The organism is Paenibacillus tianmuensis (assembly GCF_900100345.1).
Lineage (GTDB): Bacteria > Bacillota > Bacilli > Paenibacillales > NBRC-103111 > Paenibacillus_G > Paenibacillus_G tianmuensis.
Map to the genome: position 1 here is coordinate 109,668 of NZ_FMTT01000004.1, position 12,027 is coordinate 121,694.

Here is a 12,027-nt window from a genome sequence, read left to right on the forward strand (position 1 = left end):
GCGGAAAGGAGAGGTGTACGAACATAGCCGAACAATGACCTGCGCGCATTGTCGTTTATCGGCGTGCGTACCCAAGACCCATCCTACAGGATCGGTCTTTTTTTTGATTACCTTAGTATCGTTCAGGAGGAAGGATTATGAACAAGAAAAAGACGATCGGCACCCTGCTTTTGGTAAGCGGTTTAACGCTGTATTTGTCGTTGAACGCGCCCAAATCCGCATACGCCATGCATATTATGGAAGGATTTCTGCCGTTCAGCTGGGCCGTTTTCTGGTGGGCCGCCTTTCTGCCCTTCTTCATTCTCGGGCTGCGGGCGCTCAGAAAAATAACGAAGGAAACGCCGGAGCTGAAAATTATGCTCGGTCTGGCCGCCGCCTTTACCTTCGTGCTGTCGGCGCTGAAAATTCCATCTGTGACGGGAAGCAGCTCGCATCCGACGGGCACGGGACTCGGAGCGGTCATGTTCGGTCCGCTGCCGATGAGCGTGCTGGGCTCCATCGTGCTGTTGTTTCAGTCGCTGCTGCTTGCCCACGGCGGGCTGACGACCCTCGGGGCCAACGCATTCTCCATGGCCGTCGCGGGTCCGTTCGTAGGCTACATGGTGTACAAGGGAATGATGAAGTCGACCGGCAAGCAGAAGCTGTCCATCTTCACGGCGGCGGCGCTCGCCGACCTGTCCACCTATATCGTAACGTCGCTTCAGCTGGCGCTCGCTTTTCCCGCCGAGCAAGGCGGCGTGGCGGCCTCGCTGCTCAAATTCGGCGGCATCTTCGCCGTAACGCAAATTCCGCTGGCGATCAGCGAAGGGCTGCTGACCGTATTAATCTGGAACTGGCTGCAGGCCCACAACTCGGAAGAGCTGTCGCTGCTGCAGCGCAAAATGAAAGGAGCGCGCGAGCTGTGAAAACCGGAACCAAAAACATCCTGCTGCTTGCCGGCGTCGTCCTGCTGGCCGTACTGCCGCTGCTCTTCGTGAATGCGGAGTTCGGCGGCGCGGATGGCGCCGCCGAAGAAATGATCAAGACGATCCAGCCGTCCTACGAGCCCTGGTTCTCGTCGCTGCTGGAGCCGCCGCCCGAAACCGAAAGCATGCTGTTCGCACTGCAGGCCGCCATCGGAGCCGGATTTATCGGGTACGTGATCGGCCTGTTCCGGGGTAAGGCATCCAAGTCGAAACCGCAATGATCCGACTCATTGATTCGCTTTCTTACGGCAACCGGCTGCGCGGCATGTCCCCGATGTGGAAATGCGGCTTCGCGGCCGCGCTGTTCATGCTGTCGTACGGGTCGCATCCCCCCGTCCAAGCGGCAATCTTTGCTTGGATGATCGTGTGGGTCGTCCGGTATGCCCGAATTCCGCTGAAAGCTCATCTGGTTATGCTGGGAACGGCCTGCTTGTTTTTTATCGCCAGCCTGCCTGCCCTGCTCTTCGAGATCCAGCCGGGAAGCGCCGCCGCTCCCGGCTCCTCTGTGTTCGTTCTCTGGTCCCGGCCGTACGGGTCGGTCTACGTCACGGAGACAGGACTGCATACGGCTGCGGCATTGTTCATGCGGGCGGCGGCCTGCTTGTCGGCCGTGTCGTTCGTCATGTTTACAACCCCAGTGGCCGAACTGTTTCAAGTGATGAAACGGCTGCGGGTTCCGGCTCTGGCGCTTGAGCTTATGATGATCACCTACCGCTTCCTGTTTATTTTGACGGAGACGGCGCACGATCTGTATACCGCGCAGCGGGCCCGCGGAGGACACAACGGCTTTCGCGGCAGGCTGAACGACACGGCGCTGCTGATCGTCCGGCTGTTCGCCAAGACGATGCACCGCTACAAAGGATTGTCGCACGGTCTCGTCTCCAGAGGATTTACCGAGGAAATCCGTCCGGCCCCTTACCGGGCCGGCGCGGTTCCCGTCCGATACCGCCTCGAAAGCGGCATCGGCGTCGCGATCTTATTGCTGCTGGAGTGTTGGCTCCGCTGGAGGGGAATCGAATGAAACCGATTTTGGAAGCGCTGGACCTCCGGTACAGTTATCCGGGCACCCGGGAGGAAGCGCTGCGCAGCTTGACCTTAACGATACCACAAGGAAAAAAGACGGCGATCTGCGGCCATAACGGATCCGGCAAATCGACCTTTTTCCTGCATGCGATTGGCATCCACCGCCCCGCTTCGGGACAGCTGAAGCTGAAGGGCGCGCCTCTATCGTACCGCCGCGACGACCTACTGCAGCTTCGCCGGCAGGTTGGTCTTGTATTCCAGGACCCGGAGCAGCAGCTGATTTTGAATACGCCATACGAAGACGTTTCCTACGGTTTGCGCAATGCCCGACTCCCGGAGGACGAGATTGCCGTCCGCACGGAGCGGATGCTGCTCTCTATGGGGCTGAAGCCTCTCGCCGACACCCCGCTCCACCAGCTGAGTCTGGGGCAAAAGAAGCGCGTCGCGCTGGCGGGCGTGCTCGTGCTGGAGCCCGAACTGCTGCTGCTGGACGAGCCGACGGCTTACCTCGACCGCTTGTCCGAGCGGCAGCTGCTGGAGGAGTTGGACCTTGCCCAAGAACAGGGAATTACGGTAGCGATGGCGACCCACGATATGAATCTCGCCTACGCTTGGGCGGATTGGGTGCTGGTCATGGACCAAGGCGCATGCTGTATGGCGGGACCGCCGCACGAAGTGTTTGCCGACGAAGCGAAGCTCCGCCGCCTCGGACTGGAGCCGCCTATGCTGCTGGAGCTTTGGCAAGCGCTCCCGGCCGCCGTCCGCAAAAGCCATGCCCCACCCCGCAGCATCGAAGCGATGAAAGCTTTTTTGCAATCCGGCTATATGTCCGCAGGCGCTCTTTAGCAGTAAACAAGCGGCCCCGTCGTCGCCAGAACTATCGCCGCTTAAAAATAATACTTGTCTCATCGATCGGTTTAGTTGTATATTGATACAGAATCACAAGTGAATATCGTGGGAACAGGTGCTCCTCTACGTTCGCGTATCGGAGCTTAAAAGGGAAGCCGGTGAAATACCGGCGCGGTCCCGCCACTGTAACGGAGGAGTCTTACGCCATACTTAGCCACTGATCTTCGGATTGGGAAGGCCGGCGCAAGACCATGATTCCGGAGCCAGGAGACCTGCCTGTTCTGACAGCACTGCTTTTACCTACGGGAGATAGGGATGTGTTAAAGATGGCAGCCGCCGTGGGTATTAGACGAGGGGCATCTTTATCCTTTTTCGCTTCAGGGTAAAGATGCCTTTTTTTGTATGTTCATAATTAACATGGAAGTCAAAAAACTTGAGGGGGCTTTTAAACATGAGTCGGATCGTAAGCAGCAATATCGGGTACCCGCGCATCGGCGCGAAACGGGAATGGAAAAAGCTTCTGGAATCGTTCTGGGCGGGCAAATTGCCGGAGGAGCAGTTTGTAAGCGGGCTGGAAACGCTCCGCTTGGCGCATCTCAAGGTTCAGCAGGAAAAAGGAATCGGGCTGATTCCGGTAGGCGATTTTTCGTTATACGACCATATGCTCGATACGGCGACGATGTTCGGGCTCGTTCCGAAGCGTTTTGCTTACGACGGAGGTCCTGTTCCGCTTCAAACCTATTATGCCATGGCCCGCGGAACGCAAGGCGCTCCGGCGTGCGAGATGACCAAATGGTTCAATACAAACTATCACTACATCGTGCCCGAATTGAACGGTCTGACCCCGGTACTGACCGTGAACAAGCCGCTGGAGGCTTACCGCGAAGCGAAGCGTAAGCTCGGCATCGACGGGAAGCCGGTCCTGATTGGACCGTATACGTTCCTGAAGCTGTCCAAAGGGTATGCGCCGGAGCAGCTGGACGCCTTGATCGAATTGTTCCTGCCGTTGTACAAACAAATTTTGACTGAGCTGGAGCGGGAAGGCGCCGTATGGGTACAGATCGACGAGCCGATTCTGGTTACGTCTTTATCCGAGACCGATATGGAGCGAATCGCAGACATTTATGCGCAGCTGCACGCAGCCGCTCCCGGACTGAAGCTGATGCTGCAGACGTATTTCGATTCTGTCGAGCAGTACGAGCAGACGGTCGCCCTGCCGGTGCAAGGCATCGGACTCGATTTCGTCCACGGGGCGGACCGGAATATCGCCGCCCTGCGCGCGCATGGATTCCCGGCCGACAAAGCGCTGGGCGTCGGATTGATCGACGGACGCAACGTATGGCTGGCTGACCTCGAAGCTAAACTGCAGCTGCTGGATGAGGTGTCCGCTCTCGTCCCGTCGGGGACGTTGATCGTTCAGCCTTCCAGCAGCTTGCTGCACGTTCCGGTGACGACCCGGACGGAAGAGCAGGCGAACGCCGACCTTCTGCCCTTCCTGGCCTTCGCCGACGAGAAGCTGGACGAAGTCGTTCTGCTGAGCAAGGCGGCGGCCGGAGATCGAACGGACACCGTACGGTCCGGTCTGGAAGCAAGCGCACGGCTCGTTCGGGAGCTGAACGCCTCTTCGTTCCGCAACCGGTCAACCGTCCGTGCGGCTACCCGACATATTGCCGGGGGATCATCGGCCAGACAGAGCCCTTATTCCGTGCGCCATATTCTCCAGCAAAATAAATTCCAGCTTCCGCTCCTGCCGACAACAACGATCGGCAGCTTCCCGCAGACGCCGGAAGTGAGACAAGCGCGCAAACACTGGAGAACCGGGGAATGGAACGAAGCGCAGTACCGGACCTTCGTTCAGGAGCAAATTCAAACCTGGATCAAGATTCAGGAAGAGCTCGGCTTGGACGTGCTGGTACACGGCGAATTCGAACGGACGGACATGGTGGAGTTTTTCGGCGAGAAGCTGGACGGCTTCCTGTTCACCCGGAACGGCTGGGTTCAATCGTACGGCTCCCGCTGCGTCAAGCCGCCGGTCATCTACGGCGACGTCGAATTCGTCCGACCGATGACGGTGGAAGAAACGGTCTATGCGCAGTCGCTGACGGGCAAGCCCGTCAAAGGCATGCTCACCGGTCCGGTCACCATCCTGAACTGGTCGTTCGTCCGCGACGATATTTCCCGGGAGCAAGTCTCCTATCAGATCGCCTTGGCGCTGCGCCAGGAGGTGGAAGCGTTGGAGAACGCGGGCATCGGCATGATCCAGATCGACGAGCCTGCGCTGCGCGAAGGCTTGCCGTTGAAACAGCAGGATTGGCAGCATTACCTGGACTGGTCGGTTCATGCCTTCCGCTTGACTTCCGCCGCCGTGAAGGATACGACGCAAATTCACACGCATATGTGCTACTGTGAGTTTCATGACATTATCGACGCGATCCGCGCTCTCGATGCGGACGTCATTTCCATCGAAACGTCGCGCAGCCACGGCGAGCTGATGCAGAGCTTCGACGAGCACACGTACGATCAGGGCATCGGTCTGGGCGTGTACGACATTCACAGCCCGAGGGTGCCGGCCGTTGACGAGATGGCCCGCACGATCGAACGCGCACTGTCCGTTTTGGAGCCGGAGCTGTTCTGGATCAACCCGGATTGCGGGCTCAAGACGAGAGGCGTCGAAGAAACAGTCGCTTCCCTGCGCAACATGGTCGCTGCCGCCGAACAGTTCAGAGCGCGCTGCGCCGAAGCGTAACGAAATATAGCCGGAGATAAGGGCTACGATGCCCGGTCTCCGGCTTTTTTCATTTGCGCAAGCAAGCTCCCTACCCCTTGAACCAGCCCTTCTCATAGGCATAGCGCATCAATTGCACCCGGTTGTCCAAATGCAGCTTATGCAAAATATTTTTCAGATGGTTTTTCACCGTATGCTCGGAGATGGATAAAATTTCCGAAATCTCCCGGTTGGAGTTCCCTTTGGCCACGCACTCCAAAATCTCCTTTTCCCGCCGGGTGAGCGGCGAATGATCTGGAATGCTCTGCCTGACGGAGGAAAACTCCTGAAGCAGACGCACGGCGATCTCCCGGGACATCGGGGCTTCGTCGATGGCGACCGCCCGTAAATATTCGTGCCACGAAGCGGGATGAAGGTTTTTCAGCAAATAGCCCTGCGCCCCTTTCTTCAGCGCCTCGAACAAATGCGTAATATCGTCCGATACCGTAACCATAACAATTTTGACATACGGGAACCGTTCTTTAATCAGCTTGGTCGCTTCCAGACCGTCCAATTCGGGCATGCGGATGTCCATCAGAATGACATCGGGCATCCACTGCTCCGCCAGCAGCACCGCTTCTTTGCCGTTCGTCGCCTCGCATATGATCTCGAACTCCGGGTCCGCTTGAATAATTTCCCGCATCGCCTGGCGCGCATGCGCATGGTCGTCGGCCAGCATAATTCGAATCGGTTGACTCATGGAAATCCCCCTCTCTTCCTTCCGGCGGCGATCGCTGCGCTCCTTCTCGCCGTCCGGATCAACGATCGTACTCCTGTCATTCCATCTAACCATACCCGCCCGCAGCTCCCCATGACCCAGTCGGGCTATTTCCCGCCGGACGATCGACAATTTCGTGACAAATCCTCGGATGAAGCGCTTTAGTCTGACTCCAAAGTGCTATATACAAGCCGGAAACGAAAGTGCTAGGATTATCGTGGAAATGAAAGGAGGAGCATGTATGCATCGATGGATGATGGTGTCCCTGTGCGGAATTGCCTGCGTTCTGGGCATGGGGTTTTTGTTCTCTGAGGTGCAGCGGCATTCGAGCGAGGTCAAGCAAGAGGCGGCCGCTCCGGCCCTTCCCGATGCTCCGCTTAACGCCCAAGCCGCCGAAGCCGTCTACAAGCAGTCCTGTATCGCCTGTCACGGCAACGATCTGGAAGGCAAAATGGGACCGAATCTTCAGAAGATCGGCGAGAAGCTGTCGGCCGAGCAGCTGTACAAAGTGATCCAGAACGGACGCGGAGGCATGCCGGCGTTCAAGAGCAGCTTGAAGGACGAAGAGATTGCCAACGTCGCCCGCTGGCTCGCCGAAAAGAAATAACGCGCGCGGAATAGGCGAAATGAAATGCAAAAAGAACAACGAAACCGGAGGTTGAACGTTAACGGATGAAGCCATGGATTCAAAAGAACGGGTTTAAATTGACGGTCGCCCTCCTGCTGGCTGCCCTTGCAATCTCGCTATTTACCTGGTTCAATCAAGGGCCGCCTCTGCCGGTGTTGAAGCAGGCGCCGAACTTTGAGCTGAGCGGGTTGGATGGCGGGAAGGTTTCTTTAAACGATTCGAACGGCAAAGTGCGTCTGGTTGAGTTCCTGTTCACCAATTGCCCGGACGTGTGCCCGGCCACGACGTACAACATGGTCAAGCTGCAGAACGAATTAAAGAAAGACGGCATGTGGGGAAATAAGGTCCATTTTCTATCGGTCACCTTCGATCCCGAGCGCGATACGCCTCAAGTGTTCAAAACGTACGGAGACAAAATGGGAATGGATTACAGCGGGTGGACGCTGCTGACCGGGACGGAGAAAGAAACGGCGGCCGTCGCGAAAGATTTTGGCGTGACGGTGCAAAAGATGAAGGACGGCGGGTTCGTGCATACGATGACCTCGTTGTTCCTGGTCGACCAGCAAGGACAAATCCGCAAAATTTATACGATGGGCGAAGAGATGGACAACGACGAAATTCTAAAAATGATCCGGCAAATCGCCGGATCGAAATAACGCTTACCGCGTCGGCTCAAGCAGGGGATCGGGAAGGTCCTCTGCTTTGTCTTTTTCTCTCCTGTACCACTGGAAGAATACGAGGCCAAGCAGGCAGCCGTACGAAATTTCCTGCATAATCTTCATGATCACGCCCCCCAGCTGCTGGTCGGACAGCGGCGTAAGCCACGGACTGGAGAACGTCAACGGCTCCACCGGAATCGCATAGAACGGCATGCAAAGCATTTGCGCACCAGCGATGTAGGTCTCGTACATCGGCGCTTTGGCAAAGATGATGAGCGCGCATGCCGGCGTCAGTAAAATACCGTTCAAGAAGATGTACCCCATTTTTTTCAACTCGCTCATCGCATAGAGCGCCCCGACCGGACTGAACACGGACCACCATAAAGCGAACGCCGAGAAGAACAGCAGCAAATGCAGCGCATTATGAAGCGCAAAATTGGACATCGCGGCATCGAAAATCATCGGGATGTGATAGAAAGAAAAAGCGCCGTTGAACAAAAACATCGCAAAGATCGGATTACCGAAAATAAGGATCACCCACCGGCTCCACCGATTGTCGCTAAGCGCCCGGAAAAAACCTTCCGGCATCCCCCGAAGCAGCAGCGGCGGAACGATCAGGTACATCACAGACTGCTGAAGCATATGGAGGCTGAACCAGAAGTGCCCGCCCAGATTCAGCGGTCCTCCGAGCGCAATGTACAGCAAGAACAGCCCGATAAAAAAGCTCGCCGTCTGCTGTCCGGACACCGTGCTGCCCTTGTAGCGCATGTAAAATACGGCCACCAGCGCAACCGTCAGAAACATCTCCGGCCCCCACACCACCCGGAATCCGTACGTTTCCATCATCAACAGAAAGTCCAAGCTCAAAGCCTCCTTTACTTGTTCGTTTCTTGGCATCCCCTCCATCTTACCTAATTTCAGCCCCGGTTCCTATGACACGAAAGTGCCATCTCGTTGTCACAAAGGAGACAAGCTTTGTTCACTGGACCGACGACGAAATGACTCATTCGAGGCATGTCTCCCGGCCCGCCTAAGGCTACAATGAGAAGCATGAAGGAGGAACTGCCATGACCTTAGCTTACAAGATGCTCATCGCCGACGACGAGGACCGGATCCGCCGCATACTGAACCTGTATTTGAATAAAGACGGCGCCGCCGTGGACGAAACCGGAGACGGAGTGCAGGCGCTGCAAATGGCTTTAGATCGCGACTACGATATTTTGCTGCTCGATTGGATGATGCCGGGTTTGAGCGGCCCCGAGATTTGCCGGCTGCTGAAACGAGTCAAGACGACGCCGGTGATCCTGCTCACGGCCAAAGGGGACGAAAGCGACCGCCTCCTCGGCTTCGAAGCCGGAGCCGACGATTATGTCCTGAAGCCATTCAGTCCGCGCGAACTGATCTGCCGCATCCATGCCATTCTGAAGCGCACCGCTCCGGGAAGGCTCCGGCTGGAGAACAAATCGCGCCACGACGTCGTGCTGCCGCATTTGGTCATCGAGCACCTGGCCCGGCGTGTGATGATTGACGGTCACGAGATCACGCTGACTTTGAAAGAGTACGAACTACTGCGTTATTTTGCATTGAACGAGAACAAGACGCTGACTCGCGAAGAGCTGCTTAAGGACGTATGGAAGTACGAGGTGATCGTCGATTTTCGGACGGTGGATTCCCATATCCGGCGCATCCGGGAAAAAATGCACGCCGTCTCGCCGTCTGCCGCCTCGATGCTTCGCACCGTCTGGGGCATAGGCTACCGTTTGGATGTGCCCGCTTCCTTCGCCCTGAACAAGCAAAAAACCGTTATCGACAGATGACGATAACGGTTTTATCTCTGCTAAGCTTTGAAGTTCGTGTCCTTGGCCCGCGCTCCGATTGGCCTCGTGGCATGACTCAATAATCCGGCTACCACAACGCCGATCAACACAATAATTAGGGCGCGAAGCAAGCCGATGGAATCGCCGACGACACCCAGAATAGGCGGCCCGACAAGGGAGGCGGCATATCCGGCCGTCGAAACGGCACCCACCCTCGCAGCGACCCCGCGTGGATCGTCTCCTGCGGCAGACAAGCCGACGGGAAATCCGAAAGCTGAGCCGAGTCCCCACAGTACAACGCCGATGGCGGCAGCCGTGAAGCTTTGTCCCGAGATGACGATAAGCAGCCCCGCAATCGCGGATAACGCGGAAGCCCGCAGAACAATGACTCGTCCGAACCGGTCGAGCAGCCTCCCGCCTGCGGCGCGGCCGATGGTCATGGCGGCCACGAACAAGCCGAAAGCAAACGAGCCCATCGCCGGAGAGACCTGGTAGCCGTCTACGATGGCCAGCGGAAGCCAGTCGTTCGCAGAGCCTTCCGCAAACGACATGCCCAAGACAACGATACCGATCAAAATCGTGCGCGGCTCTTTCCACACGGCCATACGCTCCCGTGCGGTCATGGGCGGTTCGCCCGAATCCGCAGCACGCTCTTGCCCGGTTCCGGCAGGGACGAATCGGTATACATAGACGGCGCATAAAACCACGACGACCGCCGCAAACGACAAATGTACGACGACGGACAGTCCCGCCTGAATGGCTGCCGAGCCCGCAACGGCGCCCACAAGCGTGCCCAGGCTGTATGCGGCATGAAAGCCGGTCAGAAGCGACTTTTGAGCGGCACGCTCGACCGCCGTCCCCTCGACATTCATCGCCACGTCGCATATTCCGTTCCCGAAGCCGAAGACGGCCAGTCCCAGGAACACCGTTATTCCGTCGGTAAGCCATACCCCGCTCATCGCCACGATGCCGAGCCCCGCCGAGCTGACCGCAAGGCCGGTCATCATGACAAATCGCCCTCCGCGGCTTGCAATAAGATGACTTGCGCTGAGCAGGCCGATGATGGAGCCGACGGCCAAGCCGAAAATAATCCATCCCATCTCGGCGATGGTGGCGCCTAGCGTATCCCGGATGGCCGGAGTACGCGAAACCCAGGTGGCCATCGCAAAGCCGGGCAGCGCAAAAATGATATAGATGGCCATGCGCCATTGTTGAATTTGGCGGCTGCTTAGTGAATGTTCCATGCTAATTCCCCTTTTTAAACTGGCCGTGCAATCAATCGATTCCGGTACCCAGCATCGTTTTTATCGTGAGTTGATTTAGCCCATGGAAATAATCTTCCTCCCAATCCCGGACGATCAGGGACGGCAGGTTGTCTGCCGGAACATAGAAGGCGCTTCCTTTCCGGACATCGGTAAGATCGTGTTCGGTCATATCCGTACTGCAAAAAATGATGGTATGCGGATTCAGGGTGGCCGTAAACACGGCGACCAAACGGCTCATCGCGTCGATCAGCCTCAAGCGACTCTCCGTGCCGTTCTGTGCGGAAGCGCGGTCTTGTACCGCTTGTAAAAAATTCCGCGAATCGTAAAGCGGCAAAAAAGAAACCTCGCCCGAAAAAAAGCTGCTCCCTCTTACCACGTCGCCGTTCACCATAATCCCGGCGCCCGGACCGTTCTGTCCCAGATACAGGTATACAAGAGAGCGGTCTTGCTCGTCTCCCGAACGGTCATGATAGCCAAGAACAGTGGCATTCATATCATTTTCCACTTGAACCCGGAGCGGAAAGCGTTCCTGATAAAAGGCTTTGAAATCGAAGTTCTGGAACTTATCGTAATCGAGCATATAGAAGACACGCCCGTTATTTACCGCACCCGGTACTCCCAAGGTCAGAGCGCGCAAATGAGGATATCGCTTTACGAAGGTTCCAATCTGTTCGGTCAACCGCTCGGGTCCATCGTGCAAAACGCCGGGAAGCTTCTCCCGCCCGATCACCTCGCCCACATAATTAAGGAGCGCATAGGAAGAATAATCCTTTTCGAGTCCTACGGCGAGCCCCGCCATATGATCGGCATTTAACCGGTACTGTTTCGGACGCCGACCTCCGCTGGATACTCCCAGCCCCGTTAACAAAACCTCTCCTTGGTCGTTCATTTCATCCAGCGTTTTGCTAATCGTCGGAAAGCTGATGCCCGTTTTCTGCGCAAGCTCGGCCTTGGTCGATACCGAATCGCGACACAGCGCCGCACGAATTTGCTGACGAATCATCTCACCCATCATTTTGGGCTGAACGAAAGGAAGCTTCAAGGCATTCACCGCCTACTTATTAAAGTTCTTTAATTACTTTTCGAGTGTATCATAGATTCATTCGGGACACAACGAATGATTTTTCGTGGGTCTGTTATTTTATGTAAAAATTCGCGTAGATTAATAAAAAAAACATTTCCAGAAACGATCCGAAAATGTTTTAAGGGGTGCTGTTTTCTAATGTCCTACGCCATGCTCATCCAAGGTAACCATTACCGGTCCTTGTCCTGGTGTTAGAATTGTTGGGACAAAACCACTGCACAACCCAAATGCAATAAGCAACGAAAAGATAAGACC

At 56.4% G+C, this 12,027-nt stretch carries 12 protein-coding genes and 1 riboswitch; of the genes, 8 read left to right on the forward strand and 4 right to left on the reverse strand.

Features of this window, described 5'->3' with window-relative positions; translation table 11 throughout:
* Positions 1–137: 137 nt before the first annotated feature.
* From BLO51_RS04285 to metE, 5 genes are all read left to right on the forward strand, one after another.
* Positions 138–905, forward strand: a complete 768-nt coding sequence (locus BLO51_RS04285; RefSeq protein ID WP_090667280.1) for an energy-coupling factor ABC transporter permease — start codon at positions 138–140, stop codon at positions 903–905.
* Complete coding sequence (locus tag BLO51_RS04290) at positions 902–1,186, forward strand: energy-coupling factor ABC transporter substrate-binding protein (protein ID WP_090667283.1); 285 nt, start codon at positions 902–904, stop codon at positions 1,184–1,186. The genes BLO51_RS04285 and BLO51_RS04290 overlap by 4 nt, the downstream gene beginning before the upstream one ends.
* Positions 1,183–1,986, forward strand: a complete 804-nt coding sequence (gene cbiQ, locus BLO51_RS04295; protein ID WP_090667286.1) for a cobalt ECF transporter T component CbiQ — start codon at positions 1,183–1,185, stop codon at positions 1,984–1,986. Before BLO51_RS04290 ends, cbiQ begins: the two co-directional genes overlap by 4 nt.
* Positions 1,983–2,834 (forward strand): energy-coupling factor ABC transporter ATP-binding protein, encoded by an 852-nt coding sequence (locus BLO51_RS04300; RefSeq protein WP_090667292.1) that lies wholly within the window; start codon positions 1,983–1,985, stop codon positions 2,832–2,834. Before cbiQ ends, BLO51_RS04300 begins: the two co-directional genes overlap by 4 nt.
* A gap of 99 nt (positions 2,835–2,933) precedes the next feature.
* Positions 2,934–3,131: riboswitch (cobalamin riboswitch) on the forward strand.
* Between the two features lie 157 nt (positions 3,132–3,288).
* Positions 3,289–5,583: a 5-methyltetrahydropteroyltriglutamate--homocysteine S-methyltransferase gene (gene metE / locus BLO51_RS04305; protein WP_090667295.1), complete on the forward strand. Its 2,295-nt coding sequence runs from the start codon at positions 3,289–3,291 to the stop codon at positions 5,581–5,583.
* A gap of 70 nt (positions 5,584–5,653) precedes the next feature.
* On the opposite strand, the gene BLO51_RS04310 is transcribed toward metE, so the two are convergent.
* On the reverse strand, positions 5,654–6,301 hold the full coding sequence (locus tag BLO51_RS04310; protein WP_090667569.1) for a response regulator: 648 nt from the start codon (positions 6,299–6,301) through the stop codon (positions 5,654–5,656).
* A 259-nt stretch (positions 6,302–6,560) separates the two neighbouring features.
* On the opposite strand from BLO51_RS04310, the gene BLO51_RS04315 reads away from it, so the two are divergent.
* Both BLO51_RS04315 and BLO51_RS04320 read left to right on the forward strand, forming a co-directional pair.
* The gene (locus BLO51_RS04315) at positions 6,561–6,926 is read left to right on the forward strand and encodes a c-type cytochrome (protein WP_090667298.1); all 366 of its coding nucleotides are present in this window, start codon (positions 6,561–6,563) and stop codon (positions 6,924–6,926) included.
* Between the two features lie 65 nt (positions 6,927–6,991).
* Positions 6,992–7,603 carry an SCO family protein gene (locus BLO51_RS04320; RefSeq protein WP_090667305.1) on the forward strand — a complete coding sequence of 204 codons (612 nt, stop codon included), beginning with the start codon at positions 6,992–6,994 and terminating at the stop codon, positions 7,601–7,603.
* A 3-nt stretch (positions 7,604–7,606) separates the two neighbouring features.
* On the opposite strand, the gene BLO51_RS04325 is transcribed toward BLO51_RS04320, so the two are convergent.
* The gene (locus tag BLO51_RS04325; protein ID WP_245719524.1) at positions 7,607–8,467 is read right to left on the reverse strand and encodes a cytochrome c oxidase assembly protein; all 861 of its coding nucleotides are present in this window, start codon (positions 8,465–8,467) and stop codon (positions 7,607–7,609) included.
* A 206-nt stretch (positions 8,468–8,673) separates the two neighbouring features.
* Between BLO51_RS04325 and BLO51_RS04330 the strand changes: the two genes are divergently transcribed.
* Complete coding sequence (locus tag BLO51_RS04330) at positions 8,674–9,423, forward strand: response regulator transcription factor (protein ID WP_090667312.1); 750 nt, start codon at positions 8,674–8,676, stop codon at positions 9,421–9,423.
* Between the two features lie 20 nt (positions 9,424–9,443).
* Here the strand turns inward: BLO51_RS04330 and BLO51_RS04335 are convergent, their stop codons facing one another.
* Positions 9,444–10,667 carry an MFS transporter gene (locus tag BLO51_RS04335; RefSeq protein ID WP_174551193.1) on the reverse strand — a complete coding sequence of 408 codons (1,224 nt, stop codon included), beginning with the start codon at positions 10,665–10,667 and terminating at the stop codon, positions 9,444–9,446.
* Positions 10,668–10,698: 31 nt separating this feature from the next.
* Complete coding sequence (locus BLO51_RS04340; RefSeq protein ID WP_245719525.1) at positions 10,699–11,730, reverse strand: ROK family protein; 1,032 nt, start codon at positions 11,728–11,730, stop codon at positions 10,699–10,701.
* Positions 11,731–12,027: the final 297 nt, after the last annotated feature.